Source organism: Macrococcus psychrotolerans, assembly GCF_038095555.1.
In the GTDB taxonomy this organism is placed as follows: domain Bacteria; phylum Bacillota; class Bacilli; order Staphylococcales; family Staphylococcaceae; genus Macrococcoides; species Macrococcoides psychrotolerans.
On the sequence record NZ_CP124591.1, the window covers coordinates 221,765 to 243,546 of the forward strand.

Below are 21,782 nucleotides of genomic sequence, written 5' to 3' on the forward strand. Positions count from 1 at the left end.
AAACATTCTAATAATCTATATGCAGTTTTTATATGATTAAGACATAATAACTATAAAAAGTTTAAAGGATAGGACTTTACAATAAGAAAAATGATTAAAATACGAATATTAAAATTAATATTCGTAAAAATGTATTGATTTTTCCGAACATTGAGATTAGACTATACAAGTATAAAAATTAAAAAAGGGAAGTGCACAATGAGAAATTATTTTAAGTTTGATGAATTAGGCACAAACTATAAGAGAGAGATACTTGGTGGATTAACGACATTTCTATCAATGGCATATATATTAGCGGTCAATCCTGCAATGCTATCGCTTGCTGGTATTGAAGGTATTCCGGATAGTATGCGTATGGATGCTGGTGCGGTCTTTGTTGCGACAATCCTTGCATCAATAGTAGGTTGTTTATTTATGGGACTGATTGCAAAGTATCCGATTGCGTTAGCTCCTGGTATGGGATTGAATGCGTTCTTTGCATTCACAGTCGTATTACAGTACAACATTCCGTGGCAGACAGGTTTAACGGGTGTACTATTCTCGGGATTATTCTTTGCATTACTGACGATGACAGGTTTACGTGAAACGATTATCAACGCAATTCCTTTCGAACTGAAGATGGCGGTATCAGCGGGGATAGGTCTTTTTATTACCTTTGTAGGTTTAAAAGGTGCAGGCATTGTAAAAGGGAATGAAGCGACTTTAGTATCATTAGGTAATGTCCATGACCCGCATGTATTATTAGCGGTTGGTGGCATTGCATTGACAATTATTCTTATGGCAAAGCGCGTTCCGGGAAGCATCTTTATCGGGATGGTATTAACAGCGATATTTGGTATGCTCTTCGGACTTATTGATGCACCAAAGCAAATTGTCGGTTCAGTACCAAGTATCGAACCAACGTTCGGAAAAGCATTCGATGCATTTGCACATCCAGAACAAATCTTTAACCTGCAATTTCTAGTGATCGTATTAACATTCTTATTTATTGACTTCTTTGATACAGCGGGTACACTCGTTGCTGTTGCAACGCAGGCGAATCTAGTGAAGGATAACAAATTGCCGCGCGCAGGACGTTCTTTATTTGCTGATTCATTAGCGACAATCGTAGGTGCCATTTTCGGTACGTCTACGACAACTTCATATATCGAATCTTCAGCAGGGGTTGCAGTAGGTGCCAGAACCGGATTTGCAAGTGTGATTACGGCATTGTGTTTCGCGTTAGCACTTTTCTTCTCGCCTCTTATGTCGGTTGTAACGAGTGCTGTGACTGCACCTGCTCTAGTAATCGTAGGTGTATTAATGGTAGCGAACTTAAATAAAATAGAGTGGCACAAGTTTGAAATTGCAGTTCCTGCATTTCTAACGATTATTATGATGCCACTTACGTATTCGATTGCTACGGGTATTGCATGTGGATTTATTTTCTATCCGATAACGATGCTGATGGCAAATCGCAGAAAAGAGATTCACCCAATAATGTATTTCATGGCAGCAGTATTTATTTTATACTTTATGTTTATACAGCATTAAAAATAAGGCGCTCAGACATATGTCTGAGCGCCTTATTTTTAATTTTCTTTATTATAATCTCTCACAGTCTCACCGCTGCGGTATGGATCATAGTGAGTCGTATTTCCGCGATATTCTCTCGTATTAATGACAATAAAGATATACGCAATCATTAAGAACGCCATTAACCAATGCATGAACATTCCGAGTATCGGGAAGAATGCGAAAGCGTTCGCTAACAACCCTGTAAGTGCAATAACGGATAATGAAAATCTAGCTTCATTAGAGCGGTCGAGTGCAGATAACAAAAACATAATAAAGTACAGCGAAATATTCGTACCAAGTGGTGCCCATGCCAAGCTTAAAATATATGCACCCCCAATACCAGGGATTCCTAGAAATATTTCTTTCAATAACATAATGATGCCGAGCGTTAACAAAGTCATTTTCATCATTCGCTTCATATATATGAGCCTCCATTAGTAATATACTTGTAACAAAAATACTTTTGTTACATTAATTATATCATGTTATAATAAACTATTGAATTGTACTGCTTAGTGTATTAGAAGTTACCTAAAGATATAATATCTTCTATATAATATGTAGAATTCTTTTTTTAATAGTTGATAGAATTCCCCCAGACGAACTTATTTTAATACTCTCTAAAAAACTTTTTATAAATATCTAGTTATCTATTGCTAAATGACTAATATTCGTGTATTATATCTACTGTTGGACTTTAAAAAGCGATGAAGCGAGAGGTTACTGACACACCCGGCCGCTTTGCCATGGCGATGTGTGAGACAATTTTCGTGGAGAAGTCTATCAAACTAAAATAGACGTACAAGAGGAGGTAAAATTATGGCAAAACAAAAAATTCGTATTCGTTTGAAAGCGTATGATCACCGCATCATCGATCAATCAGCTGAAAAAATCGTAGAAACTGCAAAACGTTCAGGTGCAGAAGTATCAGGACCGATTCCGTTACCAACGGAAAAAACAGTTTACACAATTATCCGTGCCGTTCATAAGTACAAAGATTCTCGTGAACAGTTCGAGCAACGCACGCACAAACGTTTAATCGACATCGTTAACCCAACACCTAAAACAGTTGATGCTCTTATGGGCTTAAACTTACCATCAGGTGTAGACATCGAAATCAAATTATAATAAAAAGTAGGAGGTGCGACTTTCGATGACCAAAGGAATCTTAGGAAGAAAAGTAGGAATGACTCAAGTTTTCGGTGAAAACGGAGAATTAATTCCAGTAACAGTAGTAGAAGCAGCACAAAACGTAGTATTACAAAAGAAAACTGAAGAAGTTGATGGTTATTCATCAATCCAAATCGGTTTTGAAGACAAACAAGCTTATAAAGCAGACCGCAAATCAAACAAATTTGCAACGAAACCAGCTGAAGGCCATGCTAAAAAAGCAGGCACAGCACCTAAGCGCTTCATTCGTGAATTCAGAAACGTAGATACTGAAGCTTACGAAGTAGGTCAAGAAGTCACTGTGGATACATTCCAAATTGGTGACATTGTTGACGTGACAGGAGTTTCTAAAGGTAAAGGTTTCCAAGGTGCAATTAAGCGCCACGGACAGTCACGTGGACCAATGAGTCACGGTTCTCGTTACCACAGACGCCCAGGTTCAATGGGTATGGCATCTGACGCTTCTAAAGTATTTAAAGGTAAAGCATTACCAGGCCGTATGGGTGGTAATACTGTTACTATGCAAAACTTAGAAATCGTTAAAGTAGACGCTGAAAACAACGTTGTCTTAGTAAAAGGTAATGTTCCTGGACCTAAAAAAGGTTTAGTTAAAATTCAAACTTCAATTAAAAAAGGTAATAAATAGTATCTGCGAAAGGAGGAAATAACATAATGGCTAATTATGATGTATTAAAAGTAGATGGAACAAAAGCGGGTTCAATCGAATTAAACGATAACGTATTCGGAATCGAACCTAATCAACATGTATTATTCGAAGCGATCAACTTACAAAGAGCTTCAATGCGTCAAGGTACTCACGCAGTCAAAAATCGTTCAGCAGTGAGCGGTGGTGGACGTAAACCTTGGAAACAAAAAGGTACAGGTCGTGCACGTCAAGGTACAATCCGTGCGCCACAATGGCGTGGTGGCGGTATCGTATTCGGACCAACACCAAGAAGTTATTCATACAAAATGCCTAAGAAAATGCGTCGTTTAGCTTTACGTTCTGCTTTATCAGCGAAAGTACAAGAAAACGCATTTACAGTTTTAGAATCATTAACATTTGATGCTCCTAAAACAAAAGAATTCAAAAACATGACAACAACTTTAGAATTACCTAAAAAGGTATTGTTTGTCGTTGAAGCTGAAGATGTAAACGTAGCTTTATCAGCACGTAACATTCCTGGCGTAACTGTTATTACTACTACTGGCTTAAACGTATTAGATATCGTTCATGCGAACCAAGTAGTAATGACTAAAGGTGCAGTTGAAAAAGTAGAGGAGGTGCTTGGTTAATGGAAAATCGCGATATTATTAAGCGCCCCGTTATCACTGAACGTTCATCTGAACAAATGGCACAAGATAAATACACTTTTGATGTAGATACACGTGCTAACAAAACACAAATCAAAATTGCAATTGAAGATATCTTCAATGTAAAAGTTGATAAAGTAAACGTTATGAACTACAAAGCTAAGAAAAAACGTGTTGGCCGTTACAACGGTTACACAAACAAAAGAAGAAAAGCGATCGTAACTTTAAAAGAAGGTTCAATCGACTTCTTCAACTAAAATAAACATTTACCATTAAGGAGGTAAAACGACAATGGCAATTAAACATTATAAGCCAATAACAAACGGTCGTCGTAATATGACAGGTTCAGATTTCGCTGAAATTACGTCAACGTCACCTGAAAAGTCATTACTTGCTCCCCTTCCGAGAAAAGCGGGACGTAATAACCAAGGTAAGTTAACTGTACGTCACAGAGGTGGCGGTCATAAGCGTCAATACCGTATTATTGATTTCAAACGTAATAAAGATGGTATCCCTGCGAAAGTGGCAACGATCGAGTACGATCCAAACCGTTCAGCAAATATCGCATTATTACATTACTTAGATGGTGAGAAACGATACATCATCGCACCTAAAGGTTTAACTGTAGGAACTCAAGTAGTTAACGGACCAGAAGCAGATATTAAAGTAGGTAACTGTTTACCACTTCAAAATATCCCAGTTGGTACAGTTATCCACAATATCGAGTTAAAACCTGGTAAAGGTGGACAATTAGTACGTTCTGCTGGAGCAAGTGCTCAAGTACTTGGTAAAGAAGGTAAATACGTATTAGTTCGCTTAAAATCTGGTGAAGTTCGTATGATTCTATCAAGTTGCCGTGCTACAATCGGTCAAGTTGGTAATGAACAACATGAATTAATCAACATCGGTAAAGCCGGACGTTCAAGATGGAAAGGTATCCGTCCTACAGTTCGTGGTTCTGTAATGAACCCTAACGATCACCCACACGGTGGTGGTGAAGGTCGTACTTCAATCGGTCGTCCATCTCCAATGTCACCATGGGGTAAACCAACTCTTGGTAAGAAAACTCGTAAGAAGAAAAACCGTTCTAACAAACTTATCGTTCGTGGACGTAAAAAATAATAATAACTTACTCAAGTTAGCGGCCTAGCCGCTAACGTAGCAGTAAGAATGAGGGAGGCGCCATAATGGCTCGTAGTCTTAAAAAAGGACCTTTCATCGATGATCACTTAATGAAAAAAGTTGAAGCATTAGAGGAAGGCGGCAAAAAAACAGTAATCAAAACTTGGTCACGTCGCTCTACAATTTTCCCAAACTTTATTGGACACACTATCGCAGTATACGATGGTCGTAAACACGTACCTGTATACGTAACTGAAGATATGGTTGGACATAAATTAGGAGAATTCGCACCTACACGTACTTACAAAGGTCACGGTGCAGACGACAAGAAAACTAAACGCTAATTTCAGATAAGGAGGAATAACCATGGAAGCAAAAGCGGTTGCAAGAACAATCAGAATCGCACCTCGTAAAGTGAGATTAGTTTTAGATCTTATCAGAGGTAAAGAAGTAGCGGAAGCTATTGCTATTTTAAAATTAACAAATAAAGCATCATCACCAGTAGTTGAAAAGTTATTAATGTCAGCATTAGCAAATGCAGAACATAACTATGATATGAATATCGATACTTTAGTTGTTAAAGAAGCTTATGCAAACGAAGGACCAACTTTAAAACGTTTCCGTCCACGTGCACAAGGTCGTGCAAGTGCCATCAATAAACGTACAAGCCACATCACTATCGTTGTAGCTGATAAAGAAGTTAAAACTTCAAACACTGAAGCTCAAGAAGAAGCAAAATAATATATCTCATTAAGGAGGGAATACAGTGGGTCAAAAAATTAATCCAATCGGACTTCGTGTCGGAATTATTCGTGACTGGGATGCGAAATGGTTTGCAGAAAAAGATTTCGCAACTTTATTACATGAAGACTTAAAAGTTCGTAAATATATCGAAGAAAACTTAAAAGACGCTTCTGTTTCTCGTGTAGAAATCGAACGCGCAGCAAATCGCGTAAACATCGCTATCCACACTGGTAAACCTGGTATGGTTATCGGTAAAGGCGGTTCAGAAATTGAAAAATTACGTAACAACTTAAACAGCTTAACTGGTAAACGTGTTCACATTAACGTTGTAGAAGTTAAGAAAGTTGATATGGATGCAAGATTAGTAGCGGAAAACATTGCACGTCAATTAGAAAACCGTGTATCATTCCGTCGTGCTCAAAAACAAGCGATCCAACGTGCTATGAAGTTAGGTGCTAAAGGTATCAAGACTCAAGTATCAGGACGTTTAGGCGGCGCAGACATCGCGCGTGCTGAACAATATTCAGAAGGAACTGTTCCACTTCATACATTACGTGCTGACATCGATTATGCACATGCTGAAGCAGACACTACTTACGGTAAACTTGGTGTTAAAGTATGGATCTATCGTGGAGAAGTTCTTCCTACAAAGAAGTCTAGTGAAGGAGGAAAATAATAATGTTATTACCAAAACGTGTAAAATACCGTCGTCAACATAGACCTAAAACAACTGGTCGTTCAAAAGGCGGAAACGAAGTAACATTTGGTGAATATGGTTTACAAGCAACAACAGCTGCTTGGATCACTTCTCGTCAAATTGAATCAGCTCGTATTGCAATGACTCGTTACATGAAACGTGGCGGAAAAGTCTGGATTAAAATTTTCCCTCACACACCTTACACTAAAAAACCTTTAGAAGTACGTATGGGTTCTGGTAAAGGTGCAGTTGAAGGATGGGTAGCAGTAGTAAAACCTGGACGTATTATGTTTGAAATCGCGGGTGTACCTGAAGAAGTAGCACGCGAAGCATTGCGTTTAGCATCTCACAAACTACCAGTGAAAACTAAGTTTGTAAAACGTGAAGAATTGGGTGGTGACACAAATGAAAGCTAAGGAAATTAGAGATTTAACCACTTCAGAAATTGAAACTAAAGTAAAGTCGCTTAAAGAGGAACTTTTCAACCTACGCTTTCAGTTAGCTACAGGTCAACTTGAAAATACAGCACGTATTCGCGAAGTTAAAAAATCAATCGCGCGTATGAAAACTGTTGTACGTGAAAGAGAAATCGAGCAACAAAAAACTGAACAAAAATAATTTTTGATAGGAGGGTACTCTTGTGAGCGAAAGAAACAATCGTAAAGTCTACACAGGTAAAGTTGTATCTGACAAAATGGATAAAACAATCACAGTTGTAGTAGAAACTTACAAAACACATTCTTTATACGGCAAACGTGTAAAGTATTCTAAAAAATACAAAGCACATGATGAAAACAATACAGCTAAAATGGGCGATATCGTTAAGATTATGGAAACACGTCCTTTATCAGCTACAAAACGCTTCCGTTTAGTAGAAGTTGTTGAAGAATCAGTAATCATTTAATAAGAAATTAGATAAAGGAGGTAACTCGAATGATCCAACAAGAATCACGCTTAAAAGTAGCAGATAACTCTGGTGCTCGTGAAGTATTAACTATTAAAGTATTAGGCGGATCTGGCCGTAAAACAGCTAACATTGGTGACGTAATCGTATGTACAGTTAAAAATGCTACACCAGGTGGCGTTGTTAAAAAGGGTGACGTTGTTAAAGCTGTTATCGTTCGTACTAAATCTGGTGTTCGTCGTAATGACGGTTCATACATCAAATTTGATGAGAACGCTTGTGTTATCATCCGTGATGACAAAGGACCTCGTGGAACACGTATCTTCGGACCTGTTGCACGTGAATTACGTGAAGGTAACTTCATGAAAATCGTATCATTAGCACCTGAAGTATTATAATAAACACTAATTAAGAGGAGGTGTCTACGACATGCATATTAAAAAAGGCGACAAAGTTATCGTTATCACAGGTAAAGATAAAGGTAAAACAGGAACTGTAATTGAAGCACTTCCTAAAAGAGATCGCGTAGTTGTTGAAGGTGTTAACATCGTAAAAAAACACCAAAAACCTACTCAAATGAATCCTGAAGGCGGCATCACAGAATTCGAAGCTGCAATTCATGTTTCAAATGTTATGTTATTAGATCCAAAGACAAACAAACCAACACGTGTTGGTACAAAGATAGAAGACGGTAAAAAAGTACGTGTAGCAAAGAAATCTGGAGAAATCATTAAATAATTATCTGGAAGGAGGTTCTCACATTGACACGTTTAAAAGAAAAATTCTTAAATGAAATCACTCCTGAAATGATGAAAAAGTTTGAATACTCATCAATCATGGAAGTGCCAAAAATTGAAAAAATCGTAGTAAACATGGGTATCGGTGATGCAGTTCAAAACTCTAAAGTTTTAGACTCAGCAGTTGAAGAACTACAAGCAATCACAGGTCAAAAACCAATGGTTACTAAAGCAAAAAAATCAATCGCAACATTCCGTTTACGTGAAGGTATGCCTATCGGGGCTAAAGTTACTTTACGTGGCGAAAGAATGTATGAATTCTTTGATAAATTAGTTAACGTTTCATTACCTCGTGTACGTGACTTCCGTGGTATTTCAAACAAAGCGTTTGATGGTCGCGGTAACTACACATTAGGTGTAAAAGAACAATTAATTTTCCCTGAAATCGATTATGATAAAGTAAGTAAAACACGTGGAATGGATATTGTTATCGTAACGACTGCTAACACTGACGAGGAAGCTCGTGAATTGTTAACACAATTCGGTATGCCATTTCAAAAGTAATCTCTAATATAAAAGGAGGCTAAATTTAGTGGCTAAAAAATCAATGATCGCTAAACAACAGCGTAAACAAAAGTTTAAAGTACAAGAATATACTCGTTGTGAACGTTGCGGACGTCCGCACTCAGTAATACGCAAATTCAAACTTTGCCGTATTTGTTTCCGTGAATTAGCTTATAAAGGTCAGATACCTGGCGTTAAAAAAGCAAGCTGGTAAAATTCAAACCTGAAAGGAGGATATTTTAAATGACTATGTCAGATCCAATCGCAGATATGCTAACTCGCGTACGTAACGCAAACATGGTACGTCACGAGAAATTAGAATTACCTGCATCAAACATCAAAAAAGAAATTGCTGAAATCCTTAAACGTGAAGGATTCGTAAAAAGTGTTGAATATATCGAAGATGACAAACAAGGTGTTATCCGTATGTTCTTAAAATACGGTGCTAACAACGAACGTGTTATCACTGGTTTAAAACGTATTTCAAAACCTGGTTTACGTGTTTACGCTAAAGCTGATGAATTACCAAAAGTCTTAAATGGTTTAGGTATCGCATTAGTTTCAACTTCTGAAGGTGTATTAACTGATAAAGAAGCGCGTCAACGTAATATTGGTGGAGAAGTATTAGCTTACATCTGGTAAGAATTAATTAAAGAAGGAGGTGCCGACAAATGAGTCGTGTTGGTAAAAAGATTATTGACATCCCAAGTGGTGTTGAAATTAAAATCGACGGTAATACTGTTACAGTTAAAGGACCTAAAGGTGAATTAACGCGTACATTTAACGAAGAAATGACATATAAATTAGAAGACAATACTTTAGAAGTAGTTCGTCCATCTGATTCTAAAGCTCATAAAACAATCCACGGAACTACTCGTGCTTTAATCGCAAACATGGTTGAAGGTGTTTCTAAAGGATTCGAAAAGAACTTAGAATTAATCGGGGTTGGTTACCGTGCACAAATGCAAGGTAAAAACTTAATCCTTAACGTTGGATACTCTCATCCTATCGAAATCGTGGCTGAAGAAGGCATTACTTTATCAGTAGATAAAAACACGAAAGTAAAAGTTGAAGGTATTTCTAAAGAGCGTGTTGGAGCAATTGCTTCAAACATCCGTGCTACTCGTCCACCAGAGCCTTACAAAGGTAAAGGGGTTCGTTACGAAGGCGAATATGTTCGTCGTAAAGAAGGTAAAACTGGTAAGTAATCTCTAAAATAGGAAAGGAGAATATTCATGATCACTAAAATCGATAAGAATAAAGTGCGTATGAAAAGACACGCTCGTGTACGTAGCAGATTAGCTGGAACTACTGAGCGTCCACGTTTAAACGTATATCGTTCAAACAAACACATCTATGCACAAGTGATTGATGACGTTAAAGGTGTAACTTTAGCTCAAGCATCAACACAAGATAAAAACTTAGGACTTGAAACAACTTCTAACGTAGAAGCTGCAGTTAAAGTTGGCGAAGCAGTAGCAAAGTTAGCAGTTGAAAAAGGCGTTAAAGCAGTTGTATTTGACCGTGGAGGATACTTATTCCATGGACGTGTGAAAGCATTAGCTGATGCAGCTCGTGAAAACGGTCTAGAATTTTAATAAAAGGAGGAACTCTTAATGCGTCGTGAAAAAGAAGTTAAAGAATTTGAAGAACGCGTAGTAACGATCAACCGTGTATCTAAAGTTGTTAAGGGTGGACGTCGTATGCGTTTCACTGCTTTAGTTGTTGTCGGTGACAAAAATGGTCGCGTTGGTTTCGGTACTGGTAAAGCTCAAGAAGTACCAGAAGCAATTAAGAAAGCAATTGAAGATGCTAAGAAAAACTTAATCACTGTTCCTCGTGTGAAAGGTACTACACCTCACGAAGTTACAGGAAGATTTGGTGCAGGAAGCGTATTAATTAAGCCGGCAGCACCTGGTACAGGAGTTATCGCTGGTGGACCAGTCCGTGCCGTGTTAGAATTAGCAGGTATTACTGACATTCTTTCTAAATCTTTAGGATCTAACACACCAATCAACATGGTTCGCGCTACTGTTGAAGGTTTAAAAGAACTTAAAGTTGCTGAAGATGTTGCAAAATTACGTGGTAAATCAGTCGAAGAATTATACAATTAAGGAGGGCATTCAAAATGGCTAAAATTCAAATCACCCTCACTCGTAGTATCATCGGTCGTCCTGAGACACAACGTAAAACTGTTAAAGCTCTTGGTTTAACTAAGATGCATTCATCAGTAGAAGTTGAAGACAACCCTGCGATTCGTGGGCAAATTAACAAAGTAAGTCACTTAGTGACAGTTAAAGAATTATAATATAATTATCAATAAAAGGAGGTGCCGAAATGAAATTACATGAAATGAAACCAGTTGAAGGTGCTCGTAAAGAACGCAACCGCGTTGGTCGTGGTATGGCTTCAGGTAATGGTAAAACAAGTGGTCGTGGACACAAAGGGCAAAAGGCTCGTTCAGGTGGAGGCGTACGCTTAGGTTTCGAAGGTGGACAATTACCTTTATTCCGTCGTTTACCAAAACGTGGATTTACTAACATCAACCGTAAAGACTATGCGATTGTTAACTTAGATCAATTAAATCGTTTCGAAGATGGTACAGAGATTACTCCAGCATTATTAATTGAAACAGGTGTTGTTTCTAACGAAAAATCTGGAATCAAAGTATTAGGAAACGGTGAATTATCTAAGAAATTAACAGTAAAAGCTCACAAATTCTCAGCTTCTGCTAAAGAAGCAATCGAAGGTAAGGGCGGAACAACTGAGGTGATCTAATGTTCAGAACATTTATCAATTTCTTTAGAACTAAAGAAATTCGTAGCAAGATCATGTTTACACTCGCAATGTTAATTATCTTTAAAATCGGAACTTATATTCCGGTGCCTGGTGTTAATCCATCAGCATTTGAAAGTCAAACCAACAAAGGTATCACTGACTTGTTCAATACCTTTGGTGGTGGTGCACTTAAAAACTTCTCAATACTCGCGATGGGGATTATGCCTTATATCACTGCATCAATCGTAGTTCAGTTATTACAGATGGATGTCGTCCCGAAATTTACTGAATGGTCAAAGCAAGGTGAAGTGGGTCGTAAAAAGCTAACACAGTTTACACGTTACTTCACGATTATACTGGCTTTCATTCAAGGATTTGGTATGAGTTATAGTTTCAACAATATGCTTGGAGGTCAATTGATCACCAACTCAAACGTATGGAACTTCCTACTTATCGCTATTGTATTAACAGCTGGTACCGCATTCTTAATGTGGTTAGGAGAACAAATTACAGTCCGTGGTGTAGGTAATGGTATTTCAATTATTATCTTCGGTGGTATACTATCATCTATTCCATCATCATTAACTCAGTATTATCAACAACGTTTTGTAGGTGCTGATGACACGACGATGGCGATTATAGAAGCGATCGGAATATTGGTTGGTATGATTATCTTAACTGCAATCGCTGTATTCTTCTTACAAGCTATACGTAAGATTCCTATTCAATATGCAAAAAGAACAACGACAAATCGTTTAGCACCACAAGCTACTTTCTTACCTTTAAAAGTAAATTCAGCAGGTGTTATTCCAGTTATCTTCGCGATGGCATTCTTTATGCTACCGAAGACGTTACAGTTATTGTTCCCTAAAGCTGAGTGGGCGAAGACGTTAGCGACACATTCTGATCCGGCACAACCAATTGGTATGGTTGTTTATGTGATACTAATTATTTTATTTGCTTATTTTTATGCATTTGTGCAGGTTAATCCTGAACAAATGGCAGATAATTTAAGAAAGCAAGGTAGTTACGTACCAGGTATTCGTCCTGGTAAGAACACACAAAACTATATTACGAGAGTTCTTTATCGCTTAACTTTCGTTGGGTCAATTTTCTTAGCTGCAATTGCAGTATTACCTTTACTCGTTTCTGATTTCTTAAATCTACCACAGGCACTACGCATTGGTGGTACAAGTTTATTAATCGTAATCGGGGTAGCGTTAGAAACAATTGCACAATTAAAAGCTCAACTTGGTCAGCGTGAATATAGAGGATTCAAAAGACGTTAATGTCTGGAGGGCATTTTATGAATATCATTTTAATGGGCTTACCTGGAGCAGGTAAAGGAACTCAAGCGAGTGAAATTATTAAGAAATACCCGATTCCCCATATTTCTACTGGAGATATGTTTAGAGCTGCTATCAAGAACAACACCGAACTTGGACAAAAGGCAAAAAGCTTTATGGACAACGGTGAACTTGTTCCTGATGAAGTGACAATTGGTATCGTTCGTGAAAGATTATTAGAAGAAGATGCTAAGCGCGGATTTTTACTTGATGGTTTTCCAAGAACAGTTGAACAAGCTGTTGCATTGAATGACATGTTAGCAGAAGCTGATCGCAAGATTGAAGCAGTTGTTAATATTGACGTTCAAGAAGAAGAGCTGATGAATCGTCTGACAGGACGACGCATTTGTGAAACTTGTGGAACAACTTATCATTTAGTATTTAATCCACCTAAAGTAGAAGGTATCTGTGATATCGACGGTGGTAAATTATATCAACGTGCAGATGACAATCCTGAAACAGTTCGAAATCGTTTAGATGTTAATATCAAACAAACGAAACCACTTGTTGATTTTTACACTGAACAAGGTGTATTATTTAATATTGACGGTTCGAAAGATATTAAGGATGTTACTGCTGAAGTTGAAGCTGTTTTACAAAAGCTTTAATCGTTTACCTAGAATTCACCTCTTTGGTGAGATACAAGCGTGGATGTGATCAGTTTGAATCAAGCGAACATTGGTCAAATTGTCACGATAAATCGTGGCAAAGATAAAGGACTATATGGAGTAATTATTTCTATTATTGATCAACGATTTGTACTTGTTGCAGATGGAGATAAACGGAAGATGAAACATCCTAAGAAAAAGAACCTGTCGCATTTAATACTAAGTGATGTTATCTCACCTGAAATTAAATCGAGTATTTCTGAAACAGGTTTTGTAACAGACGCTAAATTACGTTACGTTTTGCAAAAATATACCGCTCGAATTTCGGAATCTTGATAAAAAGGGGGAATTTGATAATGGCTAAACAAGATGTAATTGAATTAGAAGGTACTGTACTTGATACTTTACCAAATGCAATGTTTAAAGTAGAATTAGAAAATGGTCATGAGATCTTAGCGCATGTTAGCGGTAAAATTCGTATGAACTATATCCGTATTCTACCTGGCGACAAAGTAACAGTAGAAATGAGTCCCTACGATTTAACTCGTGGACGCATTACGTATCGTTATAAATAATAAGAACTCCAATATTAAATTAGGAGGTAAGAAACATGAAAGTAAGACCATCAGTTAAACCCATTTGTGAAAAATGTAAAGTTATTCGCAGAAAAGGTAAAGTAATGGTAATTTGTGAAAATCCGAAACACAAACAAAAACAAGGATAAGAAAATGGAGGTGTAATAAATGGCACGTATCGCAGGTGTAGACGTACCACGTGAGAAACGCGTAGTTATCGCATTAACTTACATTTATGGTATTGGTAGAACTTCGGCACAAAAAATTCTAGCAGAAGCTAACGTTTCTGAAGATACTCGTGTGCGCGATTTAACAGAAGACGAGTTAGGTAGAATCCGTGAAAGCGTTGATGGATACAAAGTAGAAGGGGATCTTCGTCGTGAAGTGAACTTAAACATCAAACGTTTAATGGAGATTGCATCATATAGAGGTATTCGTCACCGTCGTGGTTTACCAACACGTGGACAAAATACTAAAAACAATGCACGTACTCGTAAAGGTCCAGTTAAGACTGTGGCTAACAAGAAGAAATAAAAAGTAAAGGAGTGAGCTAAATGGCACGTAAACAAGTATCACGTAAGCGTAGAGTGAAAAAGAATATTGAAAACGGTGTTGCACACATCCGTTCAACATTCAACAATACAATCGTAACAATTACTGATGAATTCGGTAATGCTTTATCATGGTCATCTGCTGGTGCATTAGGTTTCAGAGGTTCTCGTAAATCTACACCATTCGCAGCTCAAATGGCTTCAGAAACTGCTTCTAAAGCAGCAATGGAACATGGCTTAAAAACTGTAGAAGTAACTGTTAAAGGACCTGGTCAAGGTCGTGAAGCAGCAATTCGTGCGTTACAATCAGCTGGTTTAGAAATTACAGCAATTAAAGACGTTACTCCAGTTCCACATAACGGTTGTCGTCCACCGAAACGTCGTCGCGTATAATTTTCAATTAGTATCAAGGACACTTATAATAGTATATAGGACTAAAAAAATTATTCGACGTTGTTGAAGGAGGATATATAATGATTGAAATCGAAAAGCCTAGAATTGAGACAGTAGAAATTAGTGAAGATTCTAAATTCGGTAAATTCGTAGTTGAACCGTTAGAACGTGGTTATGGTACAACATTAGGAAACTCCTTACGTCGTATCTTATTATCTTCATTACCAGGTGCGGCTGTTAAGAACATTGAAATCGAAGGCGTATTACATGAATTTTCAGCGGTTGAAAACGTTGTTGAAGATGTTACATCAATTATCATGAACATTAAGAAGCTAGCGCTTAAAATCTATTCTGATGAAGATAAAACGTTAGAAATCGATGTTAAAGATGAAGGTGTCGTTACTGCTAAAGATATCATGCACGACAGCGATGTTGAAATTTTAAATCCAGATTTAAAAATCGCAACAGTATCTAAAGGTGGACACTTAAAAATGCGTTTAATTGCAAATGCAGGACGCGGTTACACTTTAGCTGAAGAAAATAACACAAGTGATTTACCAATTGGGGTTATTCCAGTTGATTCAATCTACACACCAGTTGAACGTGTAAACTACCAGGTAGAGAATACACGTGTGGGTCAAAGTACGAACTTTGACAAATTAACTTTAGATGTATGGACTGACGGATCGATCACACCACAAGAAGCAATTTCTTTAGGTGCCAAGATTATGACAGAACATTTAAATATCTTCGTTGATTTAACTGATGAAGCACAAAATGCTGAAATCATGATTGAAAAAGAAGAAGATCACAAAGAAAAAGTTCTAGAGATGTCTATAGAAGAACTTGATTTATCAGTTCGTTCTTATAACTGTCTGAAACGTGCAGGTATTAATTCTGTTCAGGAATTAGCTGACAAATCAGAAGCTGATATGATGAAAGTTCGTAACTTAGGACGCAAGTCTTTAGAAGAAGTTAAGTTCAAATTAGAAGACTTAGGTCTTGGATTAAGAAAAGAAGACTGATAAAGGAGGTTACGATTCATGGGTTACAGAAAATTAGGACGTACGTCTGATCAACGTAAAGCAATGTTACGCGACTTAGCAACTTCTTTAATCGTTAACGAGCGTATCGAAACGACTGAAGCGCGTGCAAAAGAATTACGTAAAATCGTAGAAAAATTAATTACTTTAGGTAAACGTGGAGATTTACATGCGCGTCGTCAAGCAGCTACTGTATTACGTCGTGTTGAAATTTTAAACGAAGATGAAACTACGCAATTCGCAATTCAAAAATTATTCACTGATATCGCGCCACGTTACACTGAGCGTCAAGGTGGATACACTAGAACTATGAAAGTTGGACCACGTCGTGGAGACGGTTCAGAGATGGTAATCATCGAATTAGTTTAATCAGTAAATTATCAAGAATATGGATTCACTTATCTTACACATACACACACTTTAAGCAAATGAGTGCAACGATAATGTTTGCCACACACAGATATTGTCTAGCTCAGAGTAGCCTGCCAAATTGAATAACCACTTGCGTGAACTCAACTGGCAGGGTGCGCGCTTTTTTTCATTAAACCTGGCATCCCGGGTTTTTTGTTTTATATAGCTATTTTTTGTGTTAAATGTCTGATGGATGTTTAACAGAGAATATAGCATGTTATACTAATGAAAAAGATTCGAGGTGATAATATGCAGTCTGCTGTCGTAGTAAATCATTTATCTTATCGTTATGAAGATGGCCCATATGTACTGAACGATGTGTCATTTACAATTGAACATGGAGAATGGATATCCATCGTAGGACATAATGGCTCCGGAAAGTCGACGTTACTTAAACTTATGGGTGCAATCATGCCAGTCACTGAAGGTGAAGTCTATATAAATGGCATCAATGTGACTGAAGATACATTTAGCGATGTTCACGAAAAGGTTGGAATCGTGTTTCAAAATCCAGATAATCAATTCGTTGGTGCAACTGTTGAAGATGACGTTGCGTTTGGACTGGAGAACTATGGGATTCCTTACGATGAAATGCATAAAAGCGTTCTGGATGCACTGAATGATGTCGATATGGGTGCATATTTAACACACGAACCCCATCACTTATCTGGCGGGCAGAAACAGCGTGTTGCAATTGCAGGTGTCATTGCATTGAGTCCAAATATTATTATATTAGATGAAGCGACAAGTATGCTGGATCCTGAAGGCAGAATAGAAATATTAGAAGTGATTCGTAAATTACAACGTGAGAAGAACTTAACAGTTATACATATTACGCATCACCTAGAAGAAACGCTTCAGAGTGATCGTATATTGGTGATGAATAAAGGTTCACTTGTTTTATGTGGGACACCTGAAGAAATATATACCCATAGTGAGGCTTTAATCGATATAGGGCTTGACCTGCCATTTGAGATGAAACTGAATCGGTTGATTTTTAACGAAGATGCGTTTGTTACAGAAATGGAGCTGCTGAACAAATTATGACGATTACATTAAATAACTTAGGCTATTATTATTCAAAAGGGACTCCATTTGAAGTGCGTGCCCTCTATAATATCGATATGCATATTGAAGCACATATGTTTTATGGCATAATCGGCCACACAGGCTCTGGAAAGTCGACTGTTATTCAGCATTTCAATGCGCTCGTTAAGCCAACTGAAGGTAGTATTACGATAGATGGACTAACCATTACAGGTAAGACAAAGAATAAATACTTAAAACCGATCCGTAAGAAAGTTGGCATGGTCTTTCAATTTGCTGAACAGCAATTATTTGAAGAAACTGTGCTAAAAGATATTATGTTCGGACCGCTCAATTACGGAGTAGCACCAGAAGACGCTAAAGCACGTGCATACGAGCTTGTAAAACAATTTGGTATGGAAGAGTCCATATTAAATAAGAGCCCGTTTGAGCTCTCAGGAGGGCAAATGAGACGTATTGCGATAATGGGTGTGCTTGCAATGAATCCGGACGTGCTGATTCTTGATGAACCTACTGCGGGACTCGACCCGAAAGGACAGCAGGAAATTATGGATATGTTTCATCAATTACAGCACGAATTAAATATTACTGTTATCCTTGTGACCCATCAGATGGAGCAGGCAGCCCGCTGTGATTATCTTTATGTTATGCATCAAGGCACTGTTGTTGAGGAAGGGACACCTGAAGCAATATTCAGCAAAGATCTATCATATTATGATATCCATCCACCACATATTGTTACTTTGCAACGACAAGTTGAAGCGAAACACAATATAAAGTTTCCGAAGCTTGCACTCAATATAGAAACGTTTGCAGATATGTATAAGGACTGGAGGGAATCCAATGCTTGATAAGATGATTCTCGGACGCTTTGTGCCTTTGCAGAGCTTTGTGCATCGGTTAGACCCGCGCATGAAGATGATCTTCGTCTTTATAATGATGATCTTAATTTTCTTGATGAATAACTGGCAGTCCTATGCAGTAGGCATTATCCTGATATTCATCATATTGAAAGCATCTAACTTATCGTTTATGTTTTTGTTCAACGGATTAAAACCAATACTATTCTTACTCATCTTTACATTGCTCATGCACGTCTTCTTAACAAAAGGAGGTGCGACACTCGTTGATTACGGCATCATTAACATTCAGTCACAAGGGGTAATAATGGGGATTATGATTAGTTTACGCTTTACACTCATTGTCTTCTTAACGACGATTATGACACTGACAACGAGCCCGATTGCACTCACAGATGCAATAGAATCTATACTTAAACCGTTTAAGAGGCTGAAACTCCCGGTTCATGAACTGGCACTGATGATGAGTATTGCGCTGCGTTTTATACCGACACTTATGGATGAAACACAAAAAGTGATGAAAGCACAAATGTCACGTGGTAGTGATATGACAGCAGGAACGCTTAAAGAGCGTATCAAAGCGGTAATACCATTACTTGTACCACTCTTCGTGTCCGCATTCAAACGCGCAGAAGATTTAGCCATCGCAATGGAAGTGAGAGGTTATAAAGGGGATGTCGGTCGCACGAAATATCGTAAACTCGACTGGCATATATATGACACCTTGTCACTCTTAACACTCATACCGATAACACTACTCATCCTTTATTTAAAAAATTAGGAGCATATTATGGAACGCATATTATTACAACTACAATATAATGGTGCGAACTTTCAAGGATTTCAGATACAAAACGAAGGACGCACCGTACAATATGAGTTAGAACGCATATTAAAACGCATGCACAAACAATTTGTACGAATACACCCGTCATCACGTACGGACAAAGGTGTGCATGCGCGCATGCAATACGTCCACTTTGATACACCACTCTCAATCCCAGAATCAAAGTGGCAGCATGCCTTTAATTCCGCATTACCTGACGACATATACATTACACAAGTAACGAAGATCAGTGAACATTTCCATTCACGATACGACTGTATCGGCAAAGCATACCGCTATAAAGTATACGTATCAGAACACCGTAACGTGATGTATACAGGACAGATGACATACATTAAAACAAAGCTGGACGTTAACAAAATGAACGACGCAGCACAACATTTTCTTGGGACACATAACTTTACCTCATTCTGTTCAGCAAAGACAGAAATAGAGAATAAAGAACGCACACTTTACCGCTTTGAAGTAACTGAAACACATGAAGGCTATGATTTCTTAGTTATCGGAAGCGGCTTCCTCTACAATATGGTGCGCATCATGGTGCAGTATTTAATCGACGTCGGCACAGGACAAAAAGATGGCGACAGTATCCCTGCAATCATTCAGGCACAAGACCGAACAAAAGCAGGCAAGACCGCACCAGCAGAAGGACTCTACCTGGAGAAAATCTATCTCGACATTGAAACATTAAAGCAAGATATACCACAAGGTACAGCCACTATCTTTAAAAACCAGAAACATACGATGAACGACGAACAACTTTAACGAAAAATGAAAAATAAACACATAAATTATAGGAATACCATTGACAAACACCACCAAAATGTTATAAGATAAACAACGGTATTGTTTAATATCAACCACGACAATAAGCCCCGGAAACTTATTGTGTTACAGATATATAGACAGGATTTAGAGGGAACTTTTTTTATTTTAGGAGGAAAATATTATGCGTCAAACATTCATGGCAAACGAATCAAACATTGACCGCAAATGGTACGTAATTGATGCTGAAGGTAAGACTATGGGTCGCCTTTCATCTGAAGTTGCATCAATCTTACGCGGTAAACATAAACCAACATTCACACCACACGTTGACTGTGGAGATCACGTGATTTTAATCAACGCTGAGAAAATTTACTTATCAGGTAACAAACCAGAAGACAAAATTTACTACCGTCACTCAAATCACCCAGGCGGAATTAAATCAATCTCTGCTGGTGAATTACGCGAGAAAAACCCAGTGCGTTTAATGGAAACTTCAATCAAAGGTATGTTACCTAAAGGTTCTTTAGGAGACAAAATGTTCAAGAAGTTACACGTATATGCTGGAGCTGAGCATCCACATACAGCACAACAACCTGAAAACTACGAGTTACGTGGTTAATTAAGAGGAGGACAATACATTGGCACAAGTTGAATATAAAGGCACAGGCCGTCGTAAACATTCAGTAGCACGTGTTCGTTTAATTCCTGGTGAAGGAAACATCACTATCAATGGACGTGACGTACGTGACTACCTACCATTTGAATCATTAATTTTAGACTTAAACCAACCATTCGATATCACTGAAACTAAAGGTAACTACGATGTTCTAGTAAACGTTAATGGTGGAGGATTAACTGGTCAAGCACAAGCTATTCGTCATGGTATCTCACGTGCTTTATTAGAAGCAGATCCAGAATACCGTGGTTCATTAAAACGCGCGGGTATGTTAACACGTGACCCACGTATGAAAGAACGTAAGAAGCCAGGTCTTAAAGGCGCTCGTCGTTCACCACAGTTCTCAAAACGTTAATATCGTTGCTATATCAACGTTTACAGCACTTCTCGAAATTATTCGAGAGGTGCTTTTTTATATGGTTTGTGCATGAATAATACCCCGTTAATACCCCTGGACTTGATAAGTTCATGTTATATTTTCGTTTGTCAAAATAAGCTAGACAATTTCTCATCTTCGATGAAACTCATAAATACTTCCAATGGTGTTTTATAGCCCAGTGATTTTCTAGGACGATGATTAATATTTTGAGCAACACTAATGATATGATCATCAGTGACTGAATTAAAGTCTAATTCTTTATCTAATCCACTGCGTCTAAGTATCCCGTTAGAATGTTCATTCAATCCACGTTGCGACGGAGTGCCGGGGTCAGCAAAGAATATTGAGATATCGTGTCGGTTACAGATTGTTTTCCAGTTGGAGAACTCCTTACCACAATCGAAAGTAATCGATTTAAATATATGTGGAGGTAAAGCTGAAAACATAGAGTGAAGAGCATCTTCAATATCATCTGTCTTGCGACCTTGAGGTCGTATAGTGATAATCAGGATATCAAGTATAAAACCAGCGCCTGTGCCTAGTTTGCTCTCAACTTCAATATTCCTCCATGCAATGCCACAATTTCTTTGGCGATGGACAAACCAAGACTAAAGTTTCTATTTAAATGGCTATCAAATTTTCTGAACGCTGAAAAATAAAAAATACTAAATAGTATATACGCTCAGGGGGT

General features: G+C 37.9%; 38 protein-coding genes and 1 pseudogene. 37 read left to right on the forward strand and 2 right to left on the reverse strand.

Annotated features, from left to right (window positions below):
• Positions 1 to 198 precede the first annotated feature (198 nt).
• Complete coding sequence (locus tag QA539_RS01095; protein WP_219493651.1) at positions 199 to 1,533, forward strand: NCS2 family permease; 1,335 nt, start codon at positions 199 to 201, stop codon at positions 1,531 to 1,533.
• A gap of 38 nt (positions 1,534 to 1,571) precedes the next feature.
• Here the strand turns inward: QA539_RS01095 and QA539_RS01100 are convergent, their stop codons facing one another.
• Complete coding sequence (locus QA539_RS01100; RefSeq protein ID WP_419895284.1) at positions 1,572 to 1,976, reverse strand: hypothetical protein; 405 nt, start codon at positions 1,974 to 1,976, stop codon at positions 1,572 to 1,574.
• Between the two features lie 400 nt (positions 1,977 to 2,376).
• Between QA539_RS01100 and rpsJ the strand changes: the two genes are divergently transcribed.
• The 36 genes from rpsJ to rpsI all read left to right on the forward strand — a co-directional run bounded on the left by rpsJ (position 2,377) and on the right by rpsI (position 21,067).
• The gene (rpsJ, locus tag QA539_RS01105) at positions 2,377 to 2,685 is read left to right on the forward strand and encodes a 30S ribosomal protein S10 (protein WP_012656105.1); all 309 of its coding nucleotides are present in this window, start codon (positions 2,377 to 2,379) and stop codon (positions 2,683 to 2,685) included.
• Between the two features lie 25 nt (positions 2,686 to 2,710).
• Positions 2,711 to 3,373, forward strand: coding sequence for a 50S ribosomal protein L3 (gene rplC / locus QA539_RS01110; protein ID WP_219493653.1), 663 nt, complete (start codon positions 2,711 to 2,713; stop codon positions 3,371 to 3,373).
• Positions 3,374 to 3,399: 26 nt separating this feature from the next.
• A complete protein-coding gene (gene rplD, locus QA539_RS01115) occupies positions 3,400 to 4,023 on the forward strand; it encodes a 50S ribosomal protein L4 (protein WP_012656107.1) in 624 nt (207 codons plus the stop codon).
• Entirely contained in the window at positions 4,023 to 4,298 is a 276-nt protein-coding gene (gene rplW, locus QA539_RS01120; protein WP_012656108.1) for a 50S ribosomal protein L23, read from the forward strand. The genes rplD and rplW overlap by 1 nt, the downstream gene beginning before the upstream one ends.
• Before the next feature lie 34 nt (positions 4,299 to 4,332).
• Complete coding sequence (gene rplB, locus QA539_RS01125; protein WP_219493655.1) at positions 4,333 to 5,163, forward strand: 50S ribosomal protein L2; 831 nt, start codon at positions 4,333 to 4,335, stop codon at positions 5,161 to 5,163.
• A gap of 65 nt (positions 5,164 to 5,228) precedes the next feature.
• Entirely contained in the window at positions 5,229 to 5,507 is a 279-nt protein-coding gene (rpsS, locus tag QA539_RS01130) for a 30S ribosomal protein S19 (RefSeq protein WP_012656110.1), read from the forward strand.
• A gap of 22 nt (positions 5,508 to 5,529) precedes the next feature.
• Complete coding sequence (gene rplV, locus QA539_RS01135) at positions 5,530 to 5,904, forward strand: 50S ribosomal protein L22 (RefSeq protein WP_133419693.1); 375 nt, start codon at positions 5,530 to 5,532, stop codon at positions 5,902 to 5,904.
• A gap of 25 nt (positions 5,905 to 5,929) precedes the next feature.
• Entirely contained in the window at positions 5,930 to 6,583 is a 654-nt protein-coding gene (rpsC, locus tag QA539_RS01140) for a 30S ribosomal protein S3 (protein ID WP_012656112.1), read from the forward strand.
• A gap of 2 nt (positions 6,584 to 6,585) precedes the next feature.
• On the forward strand, positions 6,586 to 7,020 hold the full coding sequence (rplP, locus tag QA539_RS01145; protein ID WP_012656113.1) for a 50S ribosomal protein L16: 435 nt from the start codon (positions 6,586 to 6,588) through the stop codon (positions 7,018 to 7,020).
• Positions 7,010 to 7,222 carry a 50S ribosomal protein L29 gene (gene rpmC, locus QA539_RS01150; protein ID WP_041635771.1) on the forward strand — a complete coding sequence of 71 codons (213 nt, stop codon included), beginning with the start codon at positions 7,010 to 7,012 and terminating at the stop codon, positions 7,220 to 7,222. The genes rplP and rpmC overlap by 11 nt, the downstream gene beginning before the upstream one ends.
• Positions 7,223 to 7,244: 22 nt before the next feature.
• Positions 7,245 to 7,508, forward strand: a complete 264-nt coding sequence (gene rpsQ / locus QA539_RS01155; RefSeq protein ID WP_012656115.1) for a 30S ribosomal protein S17 — start codon at positions 7,245 to 7,247, stop codon at positions 7,506 to 7,508.
• Between the two features lie 29 nt (positions 7,509 to 7,537).
• Positions 7,538 to 7,906 (forward strand): 50S ribosomal protein L14, encoded by a 369-nt coding sequence (rplN, locus tag QA539_RS01160; protein WP_086041702.1) that lies wholly within the window; start codon positions 7,538 to 7,540, stop codon positions 7,904 to 7,906.
• 31 nt (positions 7,907 to 7,937) lie between these two features.
• A complete protein-coding gene (rplX, locus tag QA539_RS01165; RefSeq protein WP_012656117.1) occupies positions 7,938 to 8,246 on the forward strand; it encodes a 50S ribosomal protein L24 in 309 nt (102 codons plus the stop codon).
• Between the two features lie 23 nt (positions 8,247 to 8,269).
• Positions 8,270 to 8,809, forward strand: coding sequence for a 50S ribosomal protein L5 (gene rplE, locus QA539_RS01170; protein WP_012656118.1), 540 nt, complete (start codon positions 8,270 to 8,272; stop codon positions 8,807 to 8,809).
• A gap of 28 nt (positions 8,810 to 8,837) precedes the next feature.
• Positions 8,838 to 9,023 (forward strand): 30S ribosomal protein S14, encoded by a 186-nt coding sequence (gene rpsN, locus QA539_RS01175; RefSeq protein ID WP_008356542.1) that lies wholly within the window; start codon positions 8,838 to 8,840, stop codon positions 9,021 to 9,023.
• A 29-nt stretch (positions 9,024 to 9,052) separates the two neighbouring features.
• Positions 9,053 to 9,451 (forward strand): 30S ribosomal protein S8, encoded by a 399-nt coding sequence (gene rpsH, locus QA539_RS01180; RefSeq protein ID WP_012656119.1) that lies wholly within the window; start codon positions 9,053 to 9,055, stop codon positions 9,449 to 9,451.
• 29 nt (positions 9,452 to 9,480) lie between these two features.
• A complete protein-coding gene (gene rplF, locus QA539_RS01185) occupies positions 9,481 to 10,017 on the forward strand; it encodes a 50S ribosomal protein L6 (protein WP_219493657.1) in 537 nt (178 codons plus the stop codon).
• A gap of 27 nt (positions 10,018 to 10,044) precedes the next feature.
• Positions 10,045 to 10,407 carry a 50S ribosomal protein L18 gene (rplR, locus tag QA539_RS01190; RefSeq protein ID WP_413474954.1) on the forward strand — a complete coding sequence of 121 codons (363 nt, stop codon included), beginning with the start codon at positions 10,045 to 10,047 and terminating at the stop codon, positions 10,405 to 10,407.
• An 18-nt stretch (positions 10,408 to 10,425) separates the two neighbouring features.
• Positions 10,426 to 10,923 (forward strand): 30S ribosomal protein S5, encoded by a 498-nt coding sequence (rpsE, locus tag QA539_RS01195; protein ID WP_012656122.1) that lies wholly within the window; start codon positions 10,426 to 10,428, stop codon positions 10,921 to 10,923.
• Positions 10,924 to 10,937: 14 nt separating this feature from the next.
• Complete coding sequence (gene rpmD, locus QA539_RS01200) at positions 10,938 to 11,117, forward strand: 50S ribosomal protein L30 (protein ID WP_012656123.1); 180 nt, start codon at positions 10,938 to 10,940, stop codon at positions 11,115 to 11,117.
• Positions 11,118 to 11,146: 29 nt separating this feature from the next.
• Positions 11,147 to 11,587, forward strand: coding sequence for a 50S ribosomal protein L15 (gene rplO, locus QA539_RS01205; RefSeq protein ID WP_086037937.1), 441 nt, complete (start codon positions 11,147 to 11,149; stop codon positions 11,585 to 11,587).
• A complete protein-coding gene (gene secY, locus QA539_RS01210) occupies positions 11,587 to 12,876 on the forward strand; it encodes a preprotein translocase subunit SecY (protein ID WP_219493660.1) in 1,290 nt (429 codons plus the stop codon). Before rplO ends, secY begins: the two co-directional genes overlap by 1 nt.
• 17 nt (positions 12,877 to 12,893) lie before the next feature.
• The gene (locus tag QA539_RS01215) at positions 12,894 to 13,541 is read left to right on the forward strand and encodes an adenylate kinase (protein WP_219493662.1); all 648 of its coding nucleotides are present in this window, start codon (positions 12,894 to 12,896) and stop codon (positions 13,539 to 13,541) included.
• A 54-nt stretch (positions 13,542 to 13,595) separates the two neighbouring features.
• On the forward strand, positions 13,596 to 13,877 hold the full coding sequence (locus QA539_RS01220; RefSeq protein WP_423245834.1) for a KOW motif-containing protein: 282 nt from the start codon (positions 13,596 to 13,598) through the stop codon (positions 13,875 to 13,877).
• Between the two features lie 20 nt (positions 13,878 to 13,897).
• Entirely contained in the window at positions 13,898 to 14,116 is a 219-nt protein-coding gene (gene infA / locus QA539_RS01225; protein ID WP_001118443.1) for a translation initiation factor IF-1, read from the forward strand.
• Between the two features lie 35 nt (positions 14,117 to 14,151).
• Positions 14,152 to 14,265: a 50S ribosomal protein L36 gene (gene rpmJ, locus QA539_RS01230; RefSeq protein WP_003156543.1), complete on the forward strand. Its 114-nt coding sequence runs from the start codon at positions 14,152 to 14,154 to the stop codon at positions 14,263 to 14,265.
• Between the two features lie 19 nt (positions 14,266 to 14,284).
• Positions 14,285 to 14,650, forward strand: coding sequence for a 30S ribosomal protein S13 (gene rpsM / locus QA539_RS01235; RefSeq protein ID WP_219493663.1), 366 nt, complete (start codon positions 14,285 to 14,287; stop codon positions 14,648 to 14,650).
• Positions 14,651 to 14,670: 20 nt separating this feature from the next.
• Positions 14,671 to 15,060, forward strand: coding sequence for a 30S ribosomal protein S11 (gene rpsK, locus QA539_RS01240; RefSeq protein WP_012656128.1), 390 nt, complete (start codon positions 14,671 to 14,673; stop codon positions 15,058 to 15,060).
• Between the two features lie 80 nt (positions 15,061 to 15,140).
• Positions 15,141 to 16,085, forward strand: a complete 945-nt coding sequence (locus QA539_RS01245; RefSeq protein ID WP_219493664.1) for a DNA-directed RNA polymerase subunit alpha — start codon at positions 15,141 to 15,143, stop codon at positions 16,083 to 16,085.
• 18 nt (positions 16,086 to 16,103) lie between these two features.
• Positions 16,104 to 16,472, forward strand: a complete 369-nt coding sequence (gene rplQ, locus QA539_RS01250; RefSeq protein WP_012656130.1) for a 50S ribosomal protein L17 — start codon at positions 16,104 to 16,106, stop codon at positions 16,470 to 16,472.
• 267 nt (positions 16,473 to 16,739) lie between these two features.
• Complete coding sequence (locus QA539_RS01255; protein ID WP_419895285.1) at positions 16,740 to 17,561, forward strand: energy-coupling factor transporter ATPase; 822 nt, start codon at positions 16,740 to 16,742, stop codon at positions 17,559 to 17,561.
• Positions 17,558 to 18,412, forward strand: coding sequence for an energy-coupling factor transporter ATPase (locus tag QA539_RS01260; RefSeq protein WP_419895286.1), 855 nt, complete (start codon positions 17,558 to 17,560; stop codon positions 18,410 to 18,412). Before QA539_RS01255 ends, QA539_RS01260 begins: the two co-directional genes overlap by 4 nt.
• Positions 18,405 to 19,202: an energy-coupling factor transporter transmembrane component T family protein gene (locus QA539_RS01265; protein WP_419895287.1), complete on the forward strand. Its 798-nt coding sequence runs from the start codon at positions 18,405 to 18,407 to the stop codon at positions 19,200 to 19,202. The genes QA539_RS01260 and QA539_RS01265 overlap by 8 nt, the downstream gene beginning before the upstream one ends.
• Before the next feature lie 9 nt (positions 19,203 to 19,211).
• On the forward strand, positions 19,212 to 20,033 hold the full coding sequence (gene truA, locus QA539_RS01270; RefSeq protein ID WP_419895288.1) for a tRNA pseudouridine(38-40) synthase TruA: 822 nt from the start codon (positions 19,212 to 19,214) through the stop codon (positions 20,031 to 20,033).
• A 184-nt stretch (positions 20,034 to 20,217) separates the two neighbouring features.
• On the forward strand, positions 20,218 to 20,655 hold the full coding sequence (rplM, locus tag QA539_RS01275; RefSeq protein WP_219493668.1) for a 50S ribosomal protein L13: 438 nt from the start codon (positions 20,218 to 20,220) through the stop codon (positions 20,653 to 20,655).
• Between the two features lie 19 nt (positions 20,656 to 20,674).
• Positions 20,675 to 21,067 carry a 30S ribosomal protein S9 gene (gene rpsI / locus QA539_RS01280; RefSeq protein WP_012656136.1) on the forward strand — a complete coding sequence of 131 codons (393 nt, stop codon included), beginning with the start codon at positions 20,675 to 20,677 and terminating at the stop codon, positions 21,065 to 21,067.
• Between the two features lie 131 nt (positions 21,068 to 21,198).
• On the opposite strand, the pseudogene QA539_RS01285 reads toward rpsI, so the two are convergent.
• Positions 21,199 to 21,609 (reverse strand): annotated as a pseudogene (locus QA539_RS01285) (IS30 family transposase); the annotation flags it as partial.
• Positions 21,610 to 21,782: the final 173 nt, after the last annotated feature.